The sequence below is a fragment of the Roseococcus thiosulfatophilus genome, from assembly GCF_017311575.1.
In the GTDB taxonomy this organism is placed as follows: domain Bacteria; phylum Pseudomonadota; class Alphaproteobacteria; order Acetobacterales; family Acetobacteraceae; genus Roseococcus; species Roseococcus thiosulfatophilus.
This window is the reverse complement of the sequence record NZ_JAFFQY010000011.1, coordinates 48,721-69,017: the sequence shown is the minus strand read 5'-3', so window position 1 is coordinate 69,017 and position 20,297 is coordinate 48,721. Positions and strand designations below refer to the sequence as shown.

Here is a 20,297-nt window from a genome sequence, read left to right as displayed (position 1 = left end):
CCCCGCCCATGCCCTATGTGATCGGCGCCGACCTCCCCGACCGCCCCGCCGGCGAGCGTTTCCGCGCCCTGCTGGACCGCCCGAACATCCTGCAGATGCCGGGCGCCCATCTGGGCCTGGCCGCGCTGCTGGCGCAGAAGCAGGGCTTCGAGGCGCTGTATCTCTCGGGTGCCGCCATGTCCGCCACCATGGGCCTGCCCGACCTCGGCATGATCACGGTCGAGGATGTCTGCTTCCACATCCGCCAGGTGGCGCGCGCCACCGGAATGCCGCTGCTGGTGGACGGCGACACCGGCTATGGCGAGGCGCTGAACGTCATGCACATGGTCCGCGCCTTCGAGGATGCGGGCGCGGCCGCCGTGCACCTGGAAGACCAGCACCTCCCCAAGAAGTGCGGCCATTTGAACGACAAGAAGCTCGCCTCCGTGGACGAGATGGCCGCCAAGGTCGCCGCCGCCCGCAAGGCGCGCCGCCACCTCTACGTCATCGCCCGCACCGACGCGGTGGCGAGCGAGGGGATGGACGCCGCCGTGGACCGCGCCAAGCGCTACCTGGAAGCCGGCGCCGACGCCATCTTCCCCGAGGCGCTGGTCACCCGCGACATGTTCATCGAGTTCGCGCGGCGGATGCCGGGCGTGAAGCTGCTCGCCAACATGACGGAGTTCGGCCGCACCCCCTTCTTCACCGCCGCCGAGTTCGAATCCATGGGCTATTCCATGGTGATCTGGCCCGTCTCCCACCTGCGCATCGCCGCCAAGGCCTGGGAAAAGCTCTACGCCCAGATCGCGGCCGAGGGCGGCACGCAGGGCGCGCTGGACCGCATGCAGACCCGGGCCGAGCTCTACGCCACCATCCGCTACCACGAATACGAGGAGCTGGACGCGAGCCTGGTGCGGACCATCATCCCCGAGGGCATGCCGCAAAGCTCTTGAGCCGCCCGCTGCTGGTGGGCAGCGAGATCTATCGCCGCTCCACCTATGGCCCCAAGCACCCGCTGGCCATCCCGCGCGTCTCCACCACGCTCGACCTGATCCGGGCGCTGGGCTGGGTGGAGCCCGCGCAATACCGCGACAGCCCCATGGCGGATGTCGCGGCGCTGACGCGCTTCCACGACCCCGGCTACATCGCGGCCCTGCAACGCGCCGAAGCCACGCAGGCGGTGAGCGCCGAGGACCGCGACCGCTACCGCATCGGCGCCGACGGCAACCCCGTCTATCGCGAGGTCTTCCGCCGCCCGGCCACCAGCGCGGGCGGCGTGCTGCTGGCGGCTGAACTGACGCGCCACAGTGGCGTGGTGCATGTGCCCGGCGGCGGCACGCATCATGGCCGGCGCGATCGGGCCAGCGGCTTTTGCTATGTGAACGACGCCGTGCTGGGGCTGCTGGCCTGGCTGGACCAAGGGCTGACGCGCCTCCTCTACCTCGACGTGGATGCGCATCACGGCGATGGCGTGCAGGACGCCTTCCAGGACGAGCCGCGCGTGGTGACCGTCTCCATCCATGAGGGCGCGCGCTGGCCCTTCTCCGGCGCGGCCGAGGACATGGCCGGCGGCCAGGCCCTGAACCTGCCCGTGCCCGAGGGCTTCCACGACACCGAGATGCGCGCCCTGCGGGAGGGGCTGATCGAACCCCTCATCGCCCGCCTCAAGCCCCAGGCCATCATGCTGCAATGCGGCTCGGACGCGCTGCTGGAAGACCCGCTCTCGCGCCTGGCGCTGTCCAACAACGCGCACCGGGACCTCGTGGCGGCCCTGCGTGGCGCCGCGCCGCGGCTGATCCTGCTGGGGGGAGGGGGCTACAACCCCTGGTCCGTGGCGCGCTGCTGGACGCTGGCCTGGGCGGAGCTGAACGGCATCGCCCCGCCGCTGCGCCTGCCGGACGCCGCCGAACAGGTGCTGCGCGGCCTCAGCTTCCACCGCGCCGCCGGCCGCAACCCCGCGCCGCATTGGTTCACCACCTTGCTCGACACCCCGCGCGAAGGCCCCGTGCGCGCGGAGGTGCGCGCCCTGCTCGCCCGGGGGCTGCCCGAAAGCCTCTTCGCCATGGCATGATGGCGGCCATGAAGAAGCGCCCCTTCCTGCTCGCCCTCCTGCTCGCGCCTTTCATGGCCGCCGCCCAGCCCGGCGTGGACCGACCCCAGCCGCGCCTGCCCACGGAGCCGCTGGTCATCGTCACCCGCGACGGCACGCGCCACACCTTCCGCACCGAGATGGCGCTGAGCCCCGATCAGCAGATGGTCGGCATGATGTTCCGCAGCAGCATGGAGCCGGACGAGGGCATGCTCTTCGACTGGGGCGCGCCGCGCGAAAGCTCCATGTGGATGCGCAACACGCTCATCTCGCTCGACATGGTGTTCATCCGCGCCGATGGCCGCATCCATCGCATCCATGAGCGCGCGACACCCCTCAGCCTCGCCACGATAGACAGCCGCGGCCCCGTGCGCGCCACGCTGGAATTGCAGGCGGGGGCCGCCGAACGCTTCGGGCTGCGCGTCGGAGATCTGGTCGAGCACCGCATCTTCGGCACCGCCCGCTGAACTTCACCACACCAAGGGAGAGAGAACCATGGACCTCGGCATCAAGGGGCGCAGCGCGATCGTCTGCGCGGCCAGCAAGGGGCTCGGCCGCGCTTGCGCTTTTGCGCTTGCAGGGGAAGGCGTGCGCCTCGTCATCACGGCCCGCGGGCGTGAGGCGCTGGAGGCCACCGCCGCCGAAATCCGCGCCGCCACCGGCGCCGATGTGACGGCCGTGGCCGGCGACATCACCACCGAGGAAGGCCGTGCCGCCGCGCTCGCCGCCTGCCCGGAGCCGGACATCCTGATCAACAACGCGGGCGGCCCGCCCCCTGGCGATTTCCGCGACTGGGAGCGCGACGCCTGGATCAAGGCGCTCGACGCCAACATGCTGACGCCGATCTTCCTCATCCGCTCGGTGGTGGATGGCATGATCGCACGGCGCTTCGGGCGCATCGTGAACATCACCTCGGCCTCGGTGAAGGCGCCCATCCCGGCGCTGGGCATGAGCAATGGCGCGCGGGCGGGGCTGACGGGCTTCGTGGCGGGGCTGGCGCGCCAGGTGGCGGCGCACAACGTCACCATCAACGGGTTGCTGCCCGGCCCCTTCCTCACCGACCGGCTGCGCGGCAACGCGGCCGCGGCCGCCGCCAAGAGCGGCAAGACGGCCGAGGAGGAGCTGGCCGCCAACGCCGCGCGCAACCCCGCCGGGCGTCTCGGCGACCCCGACGAGTTCGGCCGCGCCTGCGCCTTCCTGTGCAGCGCGCAGGCGGGCTTCATCGTGGGGCAGAACCTCGTGATGGATGGCGGCGCGTTCAATTCCTCGATGGGCTGAACACGAAAAAGCCCCCGCCGTTTCCGGCGGGGGCTCCTTACCGGATCCGACCTGACTTCAGGCCAGCACGAACATCGGCACCGGGGCGCCATCGCCCTCGGTCGCCTTGAACTTCACCTTCACCTTCTGGCCGCACTTCAGCGCGTCCAGGTCGCACTCGATGATGTTGGTCAGCATGATCGGACCTTCATCGAGCTTCACATAGGCGACGCAGAACGGCTCCTTCCCGCGCGCGACCGACCAGGAGTAGATCTCCCCGGTGCCTTTCGCCTCGACGAACTCGACATTGTTCGAGAGCGTGAAGGGCGAGACATGGCGCGGGTAGTGGAACAGCTTCCCCGTGTCCTTGCACTTGCCCAGGATCAGCTTGCCCTCGCGGCAGCCGTCGAAATAGGGCTTGTTGTCGGGGCTTTCCGCGGGCGCCTGGGGCGTGCGGTCAAAGGCTTGCGTTGCCATGAGGATCACTCCCTCTCCAGGATGACGGTGCCGCAGCCATGCCGCGTGCCGAGGTTGCCGCCCTTGCCGTTGGCGAGCACGAGGTCCGCGTTCGGAACCTGCACCTTCGGGTGCGCCTCGCCGCGCGCCTGGCGCACCGCCTCGATCACCTTGGTCATACCGCCGCGGTTGGACGGGTGGTTGTTGCAGAGCCCGCCGCCATCCGTGTTGAAGGGCAGCTTGCCCACGCCCGAGATCAGGCCGCCATCCTGCACGAACTGGCCGCCCTTGCCCTTCTCGCAGAAGCCGAGGTCTTCGAGCTGCACCAGCACCGAGATGGTGAAGCTGTCATAGATGGAGGCGTACTTGATGTCGGAAGGCTTCACCTTGGCCTTCTCATAGGCCATCGGCCCGGACATGGCGGCGGCGGAGTAGGTGAGGTCAATGCCGCCCGCATTCTGGTGCTTGTAGGCCTCGCCCCAGCCCTTCACGCCCACCTTGGGGCGGTTCAGCGACTTCGCGATCTCGGGCCGCGCCACGATCAGCGCGCCGCCGCCATCGGAGATCACGCAGCAATCGAGGCGGTGCAGCGGGTCCGCCACCATGGGCGAGTTCACCACATCCTCGACCGTCACCACCTTGGGCAGCATGGCGTGCGGGTTGTACTGCGCATGGGTGGACGCCGCGACCTTGATCCAGGCGAGCTGCTCGCTGGTCGTGCCGAACTCGTACATGTGGCGCGTCGCGACCATGGCGTGCATGGTCGCGATGGTGCGGCCATAGGGGATTTCGAAGCTCTCATCCGGCACGCCCACGCCCATGCTGCGCACGGCGGTGCCGGTCTGCATGCCCTCGGCGCGCGGACGGCCGGCGAGCGTGATCAGCGCGACGTTGCACTTGCCCTGCAGGATGGCCTCGACCGCATGGCCCACATGGATCACGTAGGAGGAGCCACCGCTCTCCGTCGTGTCGTAGTGGCGCAGCTTGTTGAGGCCCATGTAGTCGATCATGGACAGGCCGCCCATGCCGGGGGCGTCGCCGGCGCAGAAATAGCCGTCAATGTCGGAGGCCTGCAGCCCCGCATCCTGCAGCGCGCCATAGGCGACTTCCGCATGGAGCTGGGCGGTGGACTTGGTTTCGGCCTTGCGCGTCGGATGCTCGAAGGCACCGACGATGTAGGCGGGGTTCTTCATGGGCGTTTGGCCCCCTTTCTGGCGTGTGGCGTCATCGCGGAATTCAACTCCCCCGGGATCGGCGTCAGCATTCATGCCGCGAGCGATCATCGCGGCCAGAGGGTTGCCCCCGCGCCGCGATCCGTCAACCGCATGGCCGGTGAAATGGGGCAGGTTTTCGGAGGCTGCCCTCAGCCCAGGCCGAGCCGCCGCGCGATGTCGCGGTAGAGGGCGATCTGCGCCAGCACATGCGCCCTGGCACCCGCGCCATCGGTGACGAGGGGGCGGCTGCCCTCGGCCTCGGTCTCGCGGATCCAGCGCGGGTCGGCGCCGGTGCGCTGGATCACGCCTTCCCAGTGGCGGGTCAGGTCGTCCGGCAGGCCGGCGGGCGCGGCGATGGCGCTCCAGCCCGACAGGTAGGCCATGTCCGGCAGCCCCGCCTCGGCGGTGCTGGGCACGTCCGGCAGCAAAGGCAGCCGCGCCGTGCCCGCAATGGCGAGCGGCCGCACGCGCCGCGCGCGGATGGCCTCCATCATGTCGCCGAGGTTGCCGCCCAGGAAATCCGCCTCGCCGGACAGCAGGGCCGCCACCGCCTCGCCCCCGCCACGCGTCGCCACGGCCTCCGCCGCGTCAATGGGCAGGCCGGCGAGGACGAACATCTTGCGGATGCCGAGGTCGAGCAGGGTGGCGGGCCCGCTGGTGGCGAAGCGCAGCGGCGGCTGGACCGTGTCGTGCAGCCTGGCCAGCAGCGCGGGAAGGTCCGCGAAGGGCGCGCCCGCCGGCACGGCAATGACGAAGGGGTTGGCATCCAGCAGGCCGAGCCAGGTGAAGTCATCCACGCCATAGCCGGTGCGCGGATCGGTGGCGGGCAGGATGGCGGAGGAGGCGACGCGCGCCAGCAGCAGCGTCTCGCCATCGGGTGCCGCGCGCGCGACGGCGGCGGTGCCCAGCGCGCCCGAGGCGCCGGGCATGTTCTCAACGCGCAGTGGTGGCGCCCCGGCGCCCATGTGCCGCGTGGCGTGACGGGCGAAGCGGCGGGCGGCGATGTCCGCCACGCCGCCTTCCGAGAAGGGCGCGATGAGGCGCACCGGTGCGGGCTGGGCGCGCGCCGCCAAAGGCACAAAACCAAAAGTGGCAGCCGTGAGCAGAATGCGGCGGGAATTGGGCATGAATATCCCCTCCTTCTCCGTCAGATGGGGCAGTCCTGGCATCAGGAAAACCACTTGGGTTGCCCTTTCGCGTCACAGCATGCTACGCGCTGTTTCATGTTGGACGGGCATCACCTTCCCGCGGCGGCGCCGGATCGGCGCGTACCCCGGGGCCCCCGCATGGCGTACAAGCGCTTTGCTTTCGGAATACTTGCTGGCTGCGTCCTCGCGGTCGGCTTTTCTGTCGCGCCAAGTAGTGCGCGGGCGGATCAGCCGCGCATGCGCGACGCCCCGCAGGAGTTGCTGCCGGCCTTCGATCCCAATTTCCGGGGTGCCACGCGCGGCCCCCGGGCGGCCTGCCTGCTCGCCACCCGCCGGGCCGAGGACATCCATGGCCTGCCCCGCGGGCTGCTGACCGCCATCGCCCTTTCGGAGAGCGGGCTGCACGCCCATGCCCTCTCCATCGGCGGCACGCCGCACTACCCTTCGGACCTCGATGACGCGCGCCGCCTGCTCCGCCAGGCGCGGGGCAGCGTGATGGCCGGCTGCATGCAGGTGAACGCCCGCGTCCATGCGCGCGGCGAGGACTGGCCGCTGGACCCCTTCACCGCCGCCGACTGGGCCGGCGGGATCCTGGCGCGCTGGGCACGCGAGAACAATGGTTCCTGGACCGAGGCGCTGCGCCGCTGGCATGGCGCGAGCCGGGGCAACACCCGCGGCCTGGTCTGCCGCGTGCGCGCCAAGCTCGAGGTGACGAACCCGGGCAGCGACCTCTTCCAGAGCGTGCGCTGCCCCGAGAGCACGGCCCAGCGCCTCCGCAACGACGCGGCGGAGCATCTGCAGACCGCGGAAGCCCAGGCGGGCCGCCGCGGCGTCGCGAGTGCCGCGGCCGGGTTGTGACACCCGGCCGTCCGGCCCCTACTGGCGGGAGACCTCGGTCTCCTTGCTGGTGATGAATTCGAGCAGCGCGGGCACGCCGTTCCGCGTCTGCTCGATGCCCCGCTGGATGGCGGGGATGATCTGCGCCACCTCCGTCACCCGCTCGCCATAGCCGCCGAAGGCGCGGGCCATCGCGGCATAGTCGCCGCTGATGTCGGTGGTGCGGTATTTCTCGGTGCTGAGCGCCATGATCTTCAGCTCGATCGCCATCGAGAAATTGTTCAGGAGGATGGAGAGGATAGGGATGCGCTCGCGCACCGCCGTCTCGAAATCCATCCCCGTGAAGCCGATGGCCGCATCGCCCCAGACATTGATGCAGAGCTTGTCCGGGGCCGCGAGCTTCGCCCCCATCGCCAGCCCCAGCCCGTAGCCCAGCTGCGTCGTCTTGCCCCAGCCGAGATAGGAGAGCGGCGTGCGGCTGATCCAGAAGGGGCTGAGCTGGTCACGCGGCGAACCCGCGTCATGGGTGATGATGGTGTTGTCCACATCCACCGTGCGCCAGAGGTCGCGCAGCACGCGGTAGGGGTTGAGCGGCGCGTCGTTGGAATCCCGCTTGTGCGCCCATTGCGCGAGCCAGGGCGCGCGGATGGCCTCGATCTCCTGCTGCACGGGGGTGTGGTCGCGCTTTTCCTTCACGCGCCCACGCAGCTCCTCCAGTAGCGCGTCCAGGATCAGCCCCGCATCGCCCACCAGGCCGATGTCGCAGCGGATGTCCTTGTCGATGTGGTCGGGGTCGAGCGTCGCGTGGATGAACTTCACGCCGCCAGGCTTCCGCGCCGGCATCTTCACGCCGAAATTCGTCTCGGTGAAGGAGCAGCCGATGCCGAAGATCACATCGGCGTTGTCCAGGAAGTGCCGTACGGGCTTGGGCATGGCGAGGCCGCCCGAGCCCAGCGCCAGCGCATGGTCCTCGGGGAAGGAGGACTTTCCGCCCAGGCTGGACGTCACGGGAATGGCGAGCAGTTCCGCCAGCTCCCGCAGCTGCGGCCAGGCCTGCGCCCAATGCACGCCCGTGCCGGCATAGATGACGGGGCGGCGGGCATTGGCCAGCATCTCGGCGGCGCGCCTGATGTCCACCGGGTCCGCGCCGGAGCGCGTGGCGACGACGGGCGTGTAGTCCAGCTCGCCGGGCAGTTCCTCGTTGAACATGTCGGTCGGGATTTCGACCAGCACGGGCCCGCCGCGCCCGTTCCGCAGGCGCGCGAAGGCGCGGCGCATGATGTTGGGGACCTCGGCCGCCGACATGATGGCCTCGGCCGATTTCGTCACGCCGCGCATCTGGATGGTGGAATTGTAGTTGGGCGGCACATGCGCGATGCGGCGCGGATAGCCCATGGGCATGACCAGCACCGGGATGCTCTCGCCGAAGCATTGCGCGACGCCGCCATAGGCGTTCTCCGCCCCCGGCCCGTGCTGCATGCAGAAGGCGCCGAGCTTCTTGCCCGAGGTGACGCGGCTGATGGCGTCCGCCATGTGCAGCCCGATGCGCTCCTGCCGGACCATGACGGGGCGGATATCCACCGCCGCCGCGTGCTCGATGAGGTGGTTCACGGGATAGCCGGTGAGGATCTCGATCCCCTCCCGCTTCATGATCTCCGCGATGGCGTCGCCGACCTTCATGGCGTTTCCTTCCCTTGCTGGCTGGGGGGCACGCTAGACCCCGGCTCCAAGGGGCCGCAAGCTGGCACCCCGCACAGGAGACGCGCATGGCCGAGCCGCACCCGCCCTTGAGCCCCGAGGAATTCACCCTGGTGATGCGCCAGGTCGGCCTCGACCTCCCGCCGGCCGAGGCGGAGGCGCTGCGCCTGGCCCACCCCCATCTTCGCGTGCTGCTGGACCGGCTGCGCGCCCCCTCCAACCCCATGGCCGCCGAGCCTGCCTATACCTTCGCCCTGCCGGTGGCGCGCGCATGATCCCCACCATCGCCGAGGCCGTGCGCGAGATCGCGGCCAAGCGCCTCTCGCCCGTGGAACTCGCGCAGGCCTGCCTGGCGCGCGTGGAGGCCCACCAGCCCGCTTTGCACGCCTTCATCCTGCAAACGCCCGAACGCGCGATGGACGACGCCCGCGCCGCCGAGAAGCGCCAGATGGCGGGCAGCCTGCGCGGGAAGCTCGACGGCATCCCCATCGGCCACAAGGATATCTACGAGACGGCCGGCATCGCCACCACCGGCCATTCCGCCCAGATGCAAGACCATGTGCCGGCGCAGGACGCCTTCACCGTGGCGCGCTGGCGCGAGGCGGGCGTGGTGCTGCTGGGCAAGCTCGCCACCCATGAATTCGCCTTTGGCGGCCCGAGCTTCGACCTGCCCTGGCCCCCCGCCCGCAACCCCTGGGACACGGAGCGCTTCACCGCCGGCAGCAGCAGCGGCACGGGGGCCGCGGTGGCGTCCGGCATGGTACTGGGCGGCACCGGTTCGGACACGGGCGGCTCCATCCGCGGCCCCGCGGCGCTCTGCGGCATCGCCGGCATCAAGCCGAGCTACGGGCTGTGCTCACGTTCCGGCGTGCTGCCGCTGGCGCACACGCTCGACACGACCGGGCCCATGGCCTGGACCAGCGAGGATTGCGCCCTGCTGCTGGAGGCCATGGCCGGCCACGACCCCGCCGACCCCAGCAGCGCCAGCCACCCTGTGCCCAGCTTCGACGTGACGCAGGACCTCCGCGCGCGGCGCGTCGGCGTGATCCGGCATTTCCACGAAAGCGATCACCGCGTCTCCGACGCCACGCTGCGCGGCATCGAGGAGAGCCTCGCCATCTTCCGCGCGCGGGGCATGGAGGTGGTGGAGGTCACCCTGCCGCCGCTCCAGGATTTCCACGCCGCCGGCTGGGTGACGCTGGCGGCCGAGGCCTGGGCCGTGCATGAACCATGGATGCGCGAGAGGCCCATGAAGTATGGCGAGGCCCTGCGCGCGCGGCTGGGCATGGGCGCGCTGCTGACGGCAGGCGACTACCTCCAGGCCCAGCGCAAGCGGCGGGAGATCATCGCCCGCACCCTGGCCGCGACCGAGGGCGTGGATCTGCTGGTCACCGCCGCCGTGGTGGGCGAGGCGCCGAAGATCACGGAGGTGGGCAAGTTCGCCAGCATCGAGAAGCCGGGCTTCACCATCCCCTTCAACATCCTGGGCTGGCCCGCCCTGTCGGTCTGCACGGGCTTCGGGGAGGGCGGGCTGCCGGTGGCGGTGCAGATCGTGGGCAAGCCCTGGCAGGATGGGCTGGTGCTGGCGGCTGGACATGCGCTGGAACGCGAGAACGGCCACCGGGCAAAGCGGCCCGCCCTGTAGGCGTCACCCCCGCCCGCGATAGGGCGCCACCCCCTGGTCCGGGATCCACACCCCCTCGGGCGGCGCCCCGGTCGCGTAGAAGACGTCGATCGGGATGCCGCCGCGCGGATACCAATACCCCCCGATCCGCAACCACACCGGGTCGAGCAGCGCCACCAGCCGCCGCGCGATCTCCACCGTGCAGGCCTCGTGGAAGGCGCCATGGTTGCGGAAGCTGCCGAGGAAGAGCTTCAGGCTCTTGCTCTCCACCAGATGCGCGCGGGGGATGTAATCAATGACCAGATGCGCGAAATCCGGCTGCCCCGTCAGCGGGCAGAGCGAGGTGAATTCGGGGGCCGCGAAGCGCACGCAATAAGCGAGGTCCGGGTGCGGGTTGGGCACGCGCTCCAGCACGGCCTCGTCCGGGTTGGCGGGCAGGCGAGAGGCGGCGCCCAGCAGGGTCAGGCCGGTGGTGTCGGTGGTGGCGGTCATTCGGGTCGGTTCCAATCGGCCTCGATGCGGGCGGCCTCGTCCTCGAAGCACCCCTGCTGGATGGCCTGGCGCATCCGGCGCATCAGCGCCTGGTAGTAGTGGATGTTGTGCCAACTCAGCAGGATGGGTCCCAGCATCTCGTCGCATTTCAACAGATGATGGATATAGGCGCGGCTGTGGTTCCGGCAGGCCGGGCAGTCGCAATCGGGGTCGAGCGGGCGGAGATCCTCGGCGTGCTTCGCGTTCCGCAGGTTGAGCGGCCCACGCGAGGTATAGGCCCGGCCCATGCGCCCCGAACGCGTCGGGATCACGCAGTCGAACATGTCCACGCCGCGGCGCACCGCGCCCAGCAAATCGTCGGGCTTGCCGACACCCATCAGGTAGCGCGCATGGGTTTCCGGCAGCAGGGGCGTGGTCACGTCGAGCGTGTCGAACATCGCCTCCTGGCCCTCGCCGACCGCGAGGCCGCCGATGGCATAGCCCTCGAAGCCGATGGCCGTCAGCGCCGCGACACTCTCGGCGCGCAGATCGGGATAGGTGCTGCCCTGGACAATGCCGAACAGCCCATAGCCCTCGCGCGGGGTGAAGGCGGCGCGGCTGCGCGCGGCCCAGCGCATGGACAGCCGCATGGAACGCGCGGCTTCCTCATGCGTGGCGGGGAAGGGGGTGCATTCGTCGAAGCACATGGTGATGTCGGAGCCCAGCAAATGCTGGATCTCGATGCTGCGCTCGGGTGTGACGCGGTGCTTCGAGCCGTCCACATGGGAGGCGAAGGTCACGCCATCCTCGTCCATCTTCCTGAGGCCCGAGAGGCTCATCACCTGGAAGCCGCCGGAATCCGTGAGGATCGGCCCGTGCCAGTCCATCATCTTGTGCAGGCCGCCCAGGCGCGCCACGCGCTCCGCCCCCGGCCGCAGCATCAGGTGGTAGGTGTTGCCCAGCACGATGCGCGCGCCCGTGCTGCGTACGCCATCGGCCGTCATGCCCTTCACCGTGCCGGCGGTGCCGACGGGCATGAAGACGGGGGTCTCCACCTCGCCATGGGCGGTGTGCAGACGCCCGGCGCGGGCGCGCCCATCGGTGGCTTCGAGCGTCCAGCGCAGCGTCATGCGGAAATGTCCTGGTCCTGGCGGAACAGCAGCGAGGCATCGCCATAGGAGAAGAAGCGGTAGCGCTGCGCCACCGCATGCGCGTAAGCCGCGCGCATCCGCCGCATGCCCGCGAAGGCCGAGACCAGCATCAGCAGCGTGGAACGCGGCAGGTGGAAATTGGTCAGCAGCATGTCGGCCGCGCGGAACTCGAAGCCGGGCAGGATGAAGATGTCCGTCAGGCCGCGATAGGGCGGGATGGGGGCGCGAGCGTCGGTGATGCCACGCGCCGCCGTCTCCAGCAGCCGCAGCGCGGTGGTGCCGCAGCACAGCACGCGCCTTCCCTCGGCGCGGGCCTGGTTGATGGTGGCGGCGGCCTGGGGGCTCAACTCGCACCATTCGGCGTGCAGCTTGTGGGTGGCGATCTGCTCGTCGCGGACGGGCAGGAAGGTGCCGGCGCCCACGTGCAGGGTGACGGTGGCGCGCTGCACACCCCGTGCCTCGATGGCCGCCAGCAATTCGGGCGTGAAATGCAGGCTGGCCGTGGGGGCCGCCACCGCGCCAGGCCGGGCGGCGAAGAGGGTCTGGTAGTCGTCCCGGTCCTCGGGCCGCGCGCCGCCCTCCCGCGCGATGTAAGGGGGCAGGGGGATTTCCCCCGCGACCTCCAGCGCGGCCGCCAGCCGCGCCGGGTCGGCCCCGAAGTCAAGCCGCGCCGCCCCGCCGTCGAACTTCTCCAGCACGCGGGCGGTGAGATCGGCGCCCTCGATGGCCACCTCATCGCCGGGCTTCAGCCGCCGCGCGTTGCGGATGAGGGCGTGCCAGGACCCGTCGCCCTCGGCGCGGTTCAGCATGATCTCGACCCGCGCCTCGCCCCGCCGCCCGCGCAGCCGGGCAGGGATCACCTGGGTGTTGTTGACCACCATCACGTCGCCGGGCTCAAGGAAGCGCGGCAGGTCGCGCACGCCAAAATCCTCGGGCGCGTCGCCGCGCAGCACCAGCATCCGCGCCGCGTCGCGCGGGCGGGTGGGCGATTGGGCGATCAGCGCCTCGGGCAGGGCGAAGTCGAAATCGGCGGGGGAGAGCGGCATGGGAGGCCGGGCGGTAGCGCGCCCGCGCCCCCCGCGCAACCGCCGGATGACCGCACGCCCCCACCATGCCAGGATGGGCCGAACCGGAGAGACTCGCCCCATGTCCGCCACCCCCCGCGCCGCGGGGCTGCTGATCGCCTGTGCCGTGCTGGGTGCCGCCCTCGCCATGGGGCTGCGCCAGAGCTTCGGCCTCTTCCTCGCCCCCATGACCACCACGCTGGGCTGGTCGGCCTCGGGCTTCGCGCTGGCCATCGCCTTGCAGGTGCTGGTGAATGGCGTGGCCCAGCCCATCTGCGGCCAGGTGGCCGACCGCATCGGCGGCCGGCGCGTCATCATGGGCGGCGCGGTGCTCTATGCGCTGGGCATCCTGGGCATGGCGCTCTCCACCTCGTTGTTCTGGTTCACCTTCTTCGCGGGCATCGTCATGGGCGTGGCCGTCTCCGCCGCCGGCATGCCCGTCATCATCGCGAGCCTGACGCGGCTGCTGCCGCCCGAGATGCGCGGCCGCGCGGTGGGCCTCGGCACGGCGGGCTCCAGCTTCGGGCAGTTCCTCGTGGTGCCGCTGAGCCAATTGGGCATCTCGGTGGCCGGCTGGCAGGGGGCGCTGTTCCTGCTGGCGGGGGCCGCGCTGCTGATGGTGCCACTCGCCTTGCCGCTGAACGACAAGCCCGCGCCCCCCGTGGCGGGCGAGGTGGAGCAGACGGCAGGCGAGGCGCTGTCCCTCGCTCTGCGCTCACCCAGCTTCTGGTGCCTCTTCTTCGGCTTCTTCGTCTGCGGCCTGCATGTCAGCTTCCTCGCCGTCCACATGCCGGGCTTCGTCGCCTCCTGCATGCTGCCGGCCAGCGTGGGCGCGGCCTCCATCGCGCTGATCGGGCTGTTCAACATCGCGGGCTCGCTGGCCGCGGGCGAACTCTCGCAGCGCTGGCGGCGGCGGGAATTGCTGGTGCTGATCTATGCCGGCCGCGGCGTGCTGATGACGGCCTTCCTGCTCGCCGACAAGACGACGACCAACGTGCTGATCTTCTCCGCCCTGATGGGCGTGCTCTGGCTTTCCACCGTGCCGCCCACCGTGGCGCTGGTCGCGCGCAACTACGGCACGCGCTGGCTCGCCACCATCTTCGGCCTGGTCTTCCTCGGCCACCAGGTCGGCGGCTTCACGGGGGCCTATCTGGGCGGGCTGATCTTCGACCTGACGGGCAGCTATGACCTGATGTGGAGCCTCTGCATCGCCGCCGCCGCCTTCGCCGCGCTGGTGCATTTGCCGGTGCGCGACGGCCCGGCTTTGGCACTCCCGGCGCAAGCCGCTACAAAGCCCTGACCCCGGCCCGGAGAATTCACCTTGCCCATCTTGCGCCGCCGTTCCCTGCTGCTCGCCGCCCCCGCCCTCGCGGCCCCCGCCACGCTGCGTGCCCAGTCGGGCCCGCCCCATGAATGGCTCTTCGGCACCTGGACCGGCGGCATCTTTCCCGCCGTGGACACCCAGGGCCCGGGCTGCTTCGGCAATGCCGTCGTCATCTTCACGCGCGACGTGATCATGCGGATGGCGAATCTCGACATCGCCTACCGCCAGCGCCTGATCGAGACGGTGGCCGTCACGAATGACGGGGTGGAGATCCGCCTGGTCGCGCAGAGCGGGCGGGTGCCGCCCGAATCCGGCTTCGGCTGCCAGAACAATCCCGACCTGCTGCGCGTGGTCCGCCGCGGCGATGACGAGATCGCCTTTCCCAACTGCATCGAATTCCCCTCGGTGCTGCGCCGCTGCAAGACCTGACCCATGGCCCACCGCATCACCCTGATCCATGCGCTGCGCCACTCGCCGCCGCCCATCGAGGCCGCCTTCGCCCGCCTCTGGCCCGGCCAGGTGCTGATGAACCTGCTGGATGACAGCCTCTCCGCCGACCTGGCACGCGAGGGCAAGCTGACGCCCGGCATGACCGAGCGCTTCCTGACGCTGGGCCGCTATGCCGCCGGCACGGGGAGTGCCGCCATCCTCTTCACCTGTTCGGCCTTCGGCCCCTGCATCGAGGCGGTGGCGGCGGAGCAAGCCGCCATCCCCGTGCTCAAGCCCAATGAGGCGATGATCGAGGAGATCATCGAGGCCGGGCACCGCCGCATCGGTCTGCTGGCCACCTTCCCCGGCACACTGACCTCCATGCCGCCCGAATTCCCGCCCGGCATCGAGGTGGTGCCCATGCTGGCCGAGGGCGCGCTGGCCGCCCTCGACGCCGGCGGGGTGGCGCGGCATGACACGCTGGCCATCGAGGCGGCGCAGCGCTTCCAGGGCGTGGACGCCATCGCGCTGGGCCAGTTCAGCCTGGCCCATGTGGCGCCCGCGGTCGCCGAGGCCACGGGCCTGCCGGTCTTCACCACCCCCGACAGTGCGGTGCGCAAGCTGCGCCGCGTGCTGGGCGGTTGAAAGACGTGGGCGCGGACGCATCTGCGGTTCGCGACCAGAGAGGGATGCGCGCGAAATGAGCGAATTGTCGGTGGGCGATGCGGCGCCGGACTTCACCATGCCGGCCTCGGGCGGGCGGCAGGTCAGCCGCGAGGCGCTGAAGGGCCAGCCCTACCTGCTCTACTTCTACCCCAAGGCCGACACGCCCGGCTGCACCAAGCAGGCCTGCGGCATCCAGGAGGCGCTGCCGCAGCTCGGCAAGCTCGGCCTCACCGTCATCGGCGTCAGCCCCGACGCCATGCCGCCCATCGAGAAGTTCGCGAAGAAGTACGGCCTGGAATTCCCGCTGGCCTCCGACGCGGACCAGAAGGTGGCCGGCGCCTATGGCACCTGGGTCGAGAAATCCATGTATGGCAAGAAATACATGGGCATGGAGCGGACGAGCTTCCTGGTCGGCGCCGACGGCACCATCAAGGCCATCTGGCGCAAGGTGAAGCCCGAGGCCCATGCGGCCCAGGTGATGGAAGCGGCGAAGGCCCTCTGAAGGGAAGGGGCGCGCGCGCCCCTTACAATTCCTGGTCGGCGTCAGGGTGGCGCAGGTGCCACAGCCGCTCATGCGCGGCCACCAGCGTCTCGATGTTGCGGCGGCGATTGGCGTCGGGCGAGACGGCGCGGCGCGTCAGCATCATTTCCAGCACGCGCAGCAACTGCTCCGCCACCTCGAAATCCGACTGGTCGCAGGCCTGGTGGAAGGCCACCAGGATCTTGTCCGACAGGCGGCGGCCCTGGCGCGGCGGCGCACCGGCGCGCGCGCCCTCTTCTCCAGCCTGGCCGTGTTCGTCTTCATCCGCCATGTCGCACTCCTCGCACGGCGGCGCCGTGCCCGTATTCCTCAATTGGGAAGCTTATGGACATGGAACGGCGCATGCCGCCAGGGGCAGACGCATGCACGCCCCTTTGGCCAGACCCGCGCCGCCTCACGTCCCGATACGCCCCGCCGCGCGCAACTGCCCGCGCACCGCGGCCGCCATCGCCTCCGGCGTGGTCTCGGCCCGGAACAGCATCCGCACCAGCCCGTCTGGCCCCACCAGGTAGACGAAGCTGGAATGGTCCATGGTGTATTCGGTCATCTCCGGCCGTTGCGCGCGCGCGTAGAAGACGCGGTAGCGCCGCGCGGCATCGGCGACCTGCTGCGCCGTGCCGGTCAGGCCGACCATGCGCGGGTGGAAGGCCGCCACATAGTCGGCCAGCTGCGCCGGCGTGTCGCGCTCGGGGTCAATGGTGATGAGGACGGGCGTCACCGCCTCGCCCTCCGCGCCCATGGTGTCCAGCGCGGCCGCGATGGTGCCGAGCTCGGTCGGGCACACATCGGGGCAATAGGTGAAGCCGAAATAGACCAGCAGCCAGCGCCCGGCGAAATCCTGCTGGGTCACGTCGCGGCCGGTGTGGTCGGTCAGGCTGAAGGCGCCGCCCAGCGTCACCCCGGGCGGGAGCTGCATGCCACCGCCGCCGGCCGAGGGGCTCGGCATGTCCTGCCCGAAGACCGAGGCCAGGCGGTTGGCGAAGGCCTCGCCCAGGGTTTCCTGCGGGGATTTGGTGGCCCAGGCGAAGGCCCAGACGCCACCCACCATCAGGATCAGGAGCAGGCTGGAGAGACGAAGGATTCGAAGCATGCGTCGTATATAGCGCAGTGCGCCGCGGCGTGCATGGGGCCGCGGCGCGCGCCCGCCCTCAGTGGGGAGGCAGCTTGATCTCGCCCTCGGGCTGGGCGCTGCTGAAGGTGTGGCCGGCGAAGGCCTCCTCCCAGGTGCCCTCGGTCGAGGCGCGGGAATATTCGGTCGCGCGGTTCTCGAAGAAGTTGGTGTGCTCGATGGCGCCCAGCATCTCGTCAAGCCAGGGCAGGGGGTTCTTCTCGACGTGGTAGAGTGGGTCGAGGCCCAGCTGCGTCAGGCGGCGGTCGGCGATGAAGCGGATGTACTGCTTCACGTCATCGGCCGTCATGCCCTCCACGCCGCCCAGCTCAAAGGCCAGGTCAATGAAGGAATCCTCATGGTCCACGATGGTGGCGCAGATGAGGTAGAGGTCCCGCCGCAGCTCCTCGTTCCAGATCTCCGGGTTTTCCTGCACGAAGGTGCGGAAGAGGCGGATCACGGAGAGGCAATGCAGCGTCTCGTCCCGCACCGACCAGGAGACGATCTGCCCCATGCCCTTCATCTTGTTGAAGCGAGGGAAATTCATGAGGATGGCGAAGGAGGCGAAGAGCTGCAGGCCTTCCGTGAAGGCGCCGAAGGCGGCCAGCGTCTTGGCGATTTCGGTCTTGCTCTCGACCGAGAAGGTCTGCATGTAGTCGTACTTGTCCTTCATCTCCTTGTACTTCAGGAAGGCCGTGTATTCGATTTCCGGCATCCCGATGGTATCAAGCAGATGGGAATAGGCGGCGATGTGGATGGTCTCGGTGTTCGAGAAGGCCGACATCATCATCAGCACTTCGGTCGGCTTGAACACCTGGGAATACTGCTTCATGTAGCAGTTGTTCACCTCGACATCCGCCTGGGTGAAGAAGCGGAAAATCTGGGTGAGCAGGTTCTTTTCCGCGGCCGTCAGGTTCTTCTGCCAGTCCTTGACGTCGTCGGCGAGCGGCACTTCCTCCGGCAGCCAGTGAATCCGCTGCTGCTGCAACCAGGCCTCATAGGCCCAGGGGTAGCGGAACGGCTTGTAGACCGGGTTGGAGGTGAGAAGATCAAAGCGGATGGGAAGCTGATCTTGCGTGCCGTCGGGCATGGGTTGTGTCCTTTGATTGAAGATCAGGGGCTCTGCCCCTGAAACCCCGCCAGGAAACTCGTTTCCTGGACCTTCATTACTTTGGCTGATCTATGGTCGAACTGGCGCGCTGCAAGAAACCCGAAGGTGCAGGAAACTAAGTTTCCTGCCGGGGAGTGTGAGGGGCAGCGCCCCTCACTGACACGCCAGACATTCCTCATAATCCGTCGTGCTCGTCGCCTTCGCCAGCACCGGCTGGTCCACCGCGATCGCCACCGCCTTCTCGCTGACGGCATCCGCGCGCTGGATGGACAGCGAGCGGCAGTAGTAGAGCGACTTCACCCCCCGCTTCCACGCCATCCAGTGCAGCCCATGCAGGTCGCGCTTGTGGATGTTCGCCGGCAGGAACAGGTTCAGCGACTGCGCCTGGCAGATATAGGGCGTGCGGTCCGCCGCATGCTCGATCACCCAGCGCTGGTCCAGCTCGAAGGCCGTCTTGAACACGCCCTTCTCATCCTCGCTCAGGAAGTCGAGGTGCTGCACCGAACCCTTGTTGACCGTGATGGAGGTCCAGGTGTCCGCGTCATCCCGCCCATGCCGCGCCAGCACCTTCTTGAGGTACGGGTTGCGGACGATGTAGCTGCCCGACAGCGTCTTGTGGTTATAGACATTGGCCGCGATCGGCTCGATGCCCGGCGAGGCCCCGCCGCAGATGATCGAGATGGACGCCGTCGGCGCGATCGCCATCTTGTTCGAGAAGCGCTCCTGGAAGCCGTATTCGGCCGCATCCGGGCAGGCGCCGCGCTCTTCCGCCAGCAGGCGCGAAGCCGCATCCGCCTGGGTGCGGATGTGCTTGAACATCTTCTTGTTCCAGGCCTTCGCCACCGCGCTCTCGAAGGGCACCTCCTTCAATTGCAGGAAGGAGTGGAAGCCCATGACGCCCAGCCCCACCGACCGCTCGCGCATCGCGGAATAGCGGGCCTTGGCCATGCTGTCCGGCGCGGTGTCAATGAAGTTCTGCAGGACGTTGTCCAGGAAGCGCATCACGTCGGTGATGAACAGCGGGTCCTTGTTCCACTCATCCCAGGTCTCGAGGTTGAGGGAGGAGAGGCAGCACACCGCCGTCCGCTGCTCGCCATGCTGGTCGAGGCCGGTGGGCAGCGTGATCTCGGAGCAGAGGTTGGAGGTCTTCACCTCCAGCCCCGCCAGCTTGTGGTGCTCCGGCCGCGCCGAATTCACGTGGTCGGCATAGATGATGTAGGGCTCGCCCGTCTCGATGCGCGCCGTCAGGATGCGGATCCACAAGCCCCGCGCCGAGACGGTGCGCACGATCGCGCCATCCTTGGGCGAGGTCAGCGCCCAGGCCTCATCGGCCTCGACGGCCCGCATGAAGGCGTCGCTGATCAGGATGCCGTGGTGCAGGTTCAGCGCCTTGCGGTTCGGGTCGCCGCCGGTGGGCCGGCGGATTTCCACGAACTCCTCGATCTCCGGGTGGTGCACCGGCAGGTAGACCGCCGCCGAACCGCGCCGCAGCGAACCCTGGGAAATGGCCAGCGTCAGGCTGTCCATGACGCGGATGAAGGGGACGATGCCCGAGGTCTTGCCGTTCTGCCCGACCTTCTCACCGAGCGAACGCAGGTTGCCCCAGTAGGAGCCGATGCCGCCGCCCTTCGACGCCAGCCAGACATTCTCGTTCCAGAGCCCCACAATGGATTCGAGACTGTCGCTGGCTTCGTTCAGGAAGCAGGAGATGGGCAGCCCGCGCGTCGTCCCCCCATTGGACAGCACGGGCGTCGCGGGCATGAACCACAACCGCGAGATGTAGTCATAGAGGCGCTGCGCGTGGGCCGCGTCGTCGCCATAGGCCGAGGCCACGCGCGCGAAGAGGTCCTGGTAGCTTTCTCCCGGCAGGAGGTAGCGGTCATCGAGCGTGGCGCGGCCGAAATCGGTCAGCAGCGCATCGCGCGACCGGTCCACCTGCACCTGGTGGTGCCCCTGCAATTGTACGGCGTCGAACACGGTAGGCACCCCCTCTGCTACGGTCGGCGAACATGCCCCAACTCTTCCCGCCATTCAACCACATCTAGAGGCCGGGTCGGCGCCAGATACCAGATCATGTGTGGCGCCCGGGCCACAAGCGGCGGTTTTCTGCGCCTTGCGGGCGCCAGAATT

At 69.3% G+C, this 20,297-nt stretch carries 21 protein-coding genes and 1 pseudogene; 11 read left to right on the top strand and 11 right to left on the bottom strand.

The annotated features are described in order from the left end of the window. Positions 1-8 precede the first annotated feature (8 nt). From prpB to JTN19_RS05980, 4 genes are read left to right on the top strand one after another with little or no spacing between them, the layout of a single operon-like run. Positions 9-932: a methylisocitrate lyase gene (gene prpB, locus JTN19_RS05995; RefSeq protein WP_191084616.1), complete on the top strand. Its 924-nt coding sequence runs from the start codon at positions 9-11 to the stop codon at positions 930-932. Continuing rightward, a complete protein-coding gene (locus tag JTN19_RS05990) occupies positions 929-2,050 on the top strand; it encodes an acetoin utilization protein AcuC (RefSeq protein WP_206931005.1) in 1,122 nt (373 codons plus the stop codon). The genes prpB and JTN19_RS05990 overlap by 4 nt, the downstream gene beginning before the upstream one ends. 8 nt (positions 2,051-2,058) lie before the next feature. After that, the gene (locus JTN19_RS05985) at positions 2,059-2,535 is read left to right on the top strand and encodes a DUF192 domain-containing protein (protein WP_206931004.1); all 477 of its coding nucleotides are present in this window, start codon (positions 2,059-2,061) and stop codon (positions 2,533-2,535) included. A gap of 28 nt (positions 2,536-2,563) precedes the next feature. Then, entirely contained in the window at positions 2,564-3,346 is a 783-nt protein-coding gene (locus JTN19_RS05980) for an SDR family oxidoreductase (RefSeq protein WP_206931003.1), read from the top strand. Positions 3,347-3,403: 57 nt separating this feature from the next. On the opposite strand, the gene JTN19_RS05975 is transcribed toward JTN19_RS05980, so the two are convergent. From JTN19_RS05975 to JTN19_RS05965, 3 genes are all read right to left on the bottom strand, one after another. Then, a complete protein-coding gene (locus JTN19_RS05975; protein ID WP_191084620.1) occupies positions 3,404-3,802 on the bottom strand; it encodes a Zn-ribbon domain-containing OB-fold protein in 399 nt (132 codons plus the stop codon). 5 nt (positions 3,803-3,807) lie between these two features. After that, the gene (locus JTN19_RS05970; RefSeq protein WP_206931002.1) at positions 3,808-4,974 is read right to left on the bottom strand and encodes a thiolase domain-containing protein; all 1,167 of its coding nucleotides are present in this window, start codon (positions 4,972-4,974) and stop codon (positions 3,808-3,810) included. A gap of 170 nt (positions 4,975-5,144) precedes the next feature. Beyond that, positions 5,145-6,122, bottom strand: a complete 978-nt coding sequence (locus JTN19_RS05965; RefSeq protein WP_206931001.1) for a Bug family tripartite tricarboxylate transporter substrate binding protein — start codon at positions 6,120-6,122, stop codon at positions 5,145-5,147. 258 nt (positions 6,123-6,380) lie between these two features. On the opposite strand from JTN19_RS05965, the gene JTN19_RS05960 reads away from it, so the two are divergent. After that, positions 6,381-7,001 carry a transglycosylase gene (locus JTN19_RS05960; protein ID WP_206931000.1) on the top strand — a complete coding sequence of 207 codons (621 nt, stop codon included), beginning with the start codon at positions 6,381-6,383 and terminating at the stop codon, positions 6,999-7,001. An 18-nt stretch (positions 7,002-7,019) separates the two neighbouring features. Here JTN19_RS05960 and JTN19_RS05955 read toward each other — a convergent pair. Next, positions 7,020-8,666: pseudogene (locus JTN19_RS05955) on the bottom strand (thiamine pyrophosphate-requiring protein); the annotation flags it as partial. 80 nt (positions 8,667-8,746) lie between these two features. Between JTN19_RS05955 and JTN19_RS05950 the strand changes: the two are divergent. Continuing rightward, positions 8,747-8,953, top strand: coding sequence for a hypothetical protein (locus tag JTN19_RS05950; RefSeq protein ID WP_206930998.1), 207 nt, complete (start codon positions 8,747-8,749; stop codon positions 8,951-8,953). Further along, positions 8,950-10,323: an amidase gene (locus tag JTN19_RS05945; protein ID WP_206930997.1), complete on the top strand. Its 1,374-nt coding sequence runs from the start codon at positions 8,950-8,952 to the stop codon at positions 10,321-10,323. The genes JTN19_RS05950 and JTN19_RS05945 overlap by 4 nt, the downstream gene beginning before the upstream one ends. 3 nt (positions 10,324-10,326) lie before the next feature. Here JTN19_RS05945 and queF read toward each other — a convergent pair whose 3' ends face one another. From queF to queA, 3 genes are read right to left on the bottom strand one after another with little or no spacing between them, the layout of a single operon-like run. Next, positions 10,327-10,794 (bottom strand): preQ(1) synthase, encoded by a 468-nt coding sequence (queF, locus tag JTN19_RS05940; protein WP_191084627.1) that lies wholly within the window; start codon positions 10,792-10,794, stop codon positions 10,327-10,329. After that, positions 10,791-11,903 (bottom strand): tRNA guanosine(34) transglycosylase Tgt, encoded by a 1,113-nt coding sequence (gene tgt / locus JTN19_RS05935; protein WP_206930996.1) that lies wholly within the window; start codon positions 11,901-11,903, stop codon positions 10,791-10,793. Before tgt ends, queF begins: the two co-directional genes overlap by 4 nt. Continuing rightward, complete coding sequence (gene queA / locus JTN19_RS05930) at positions 11,900-12,970, bottom strand: tRNA preQ1(34) S-adenosylmethionine ribosyltransferase-isomerase QueA (RefSeq protein ID WP_206930995.1); 1,071 nt, start codon at positions 12,968-12,970, stop codon at positions 11,900-11,902. Before queA ends, tgt begins: the two co-directional genes overlap by 4 nt. 100 nt (positions 12,971-13,070) lie before the next feature. On the opposite strand from queA, the gene JTN19_RS05925 reads away from it, so the two are divergent. Genes JTN19_RS05925 through bcp form a run of 4 tightly spaced genes read left to right on the top strand, consistent with a single transcriptional unit; the run spans position 13,071 to position 15,909 of the window. Then, on the top strand, positions 13,071-14,288 hold the full coding sequence (locus JTN19_RS05925; RefSeq protein WP_206930994.1) for an MFS transporter: 1,218 nt from the start codon (positions 13,071-13,073) through the stop codon (positions 14,286-14,288). Positions 14,289-14,318: 30 nt separating this feature from the next. Continuing rightward, positions 14,319-14,741, top strand: coding sequence for a hypothetical protein (locus JTN19_RS05920; protein WP_206930993.1), 423 nt, complete (start codon positions 14,319-14,321; stop codon positions 14,739-14,741). A gap of 3 nt (positions 14,742-14,744) precedes the next feature. Then, positions 14,745-15,386 carry an aspartate/glutamate racemase family protein gene (locus tag JTN19_RS05915; protein WP_206930992.1) on the top strand — a complete coding sequence of 214 codons (642 nt, stop codon included), beginning with the start codon at positions 14,745-14,747 and terminating at the stop codon, positions 15,384-15,386. Positions 15,387-15,441: 55 nt separating this feature from the next. Then, positions 15,442-15,909 carry a thioredoxin-dependent thiol peroxidase gene (bcp, locus tag JTN19_RS05910; protein WP_206930991.1) on the top strand — a complete coding sequence of 156 codons (468 nt, stop codon included), beginning with the start codon at positions 15,442-15,444 and terminating at the stop codon, positions 15,907-15,909. 22 nt (positions 15,910-15,931) lie between these two features. Here bcp and JTN19_RS05905 read toward each other — a convergent pair whose 3' ends face one another. The 4 genes from JTN19_RS05905 to JTN19_RS05890 all read right to left on the bottom strand — a co-directional run bounded on the left by JTN19_RS05905 (position 15,932) and on the right by JTN19_RS05890 (position 20,198). Then, positions 15,932-16,219 carry a hypothetical protein gene (locus JTN19_RS05905; RefSeq protein WP_206930990.1) on the bottom strand — a complete coding sequence of 96 codons (288 nt, stop codon included), beginning with the start codon at positions 16,217-16,219 and terminating at the stop codon, positions 15,932-15,934. Between the two features lie 123 nt (positions 16,220-16,342). Further along, complete coding sequence (locus JTN19_RS05900; protein WP_206930989.1) at positions 16,343-17,038, bottom strand: SCO family protein; 696 nt, start codon at positions 17,036-17,038, stop codon at positions 16,343-16,345. Between the two features lie 58 nt (positions 17,039-17,096). Then, the gene (locus JTN19_RS05895; RefSeq protein ID WP_206930988.1) at positions 17,097-18,146 is read right to left on the bottom strand and encodes a ribonucleotide-diphosphate reductase subunit beta; all 1,050 of its coding nucleotides are present in this window, start codon (positions 18,144-18,146) and stop codon (positions 17,097-17,099) included. A 174-nt stretch (positions 18,147-18,320) separates the two neighbouring features. Then, positions 18,321-20,198 carry a ribonucleoside-diphosphate reductase subunit alpha gene (locus JTN19_RS05890; RefSeq protein ID WP_206930987.1) on the bottom strand — a complete coding sequence of 626 codons (1,878 nt, stop codon included), beginning with the start codon at positions 20,196-20,198 and terminating at the stop codon, positions 18,321-18,323. Positions 20,199-20,297: the final 99 nt, after the last annotated feature.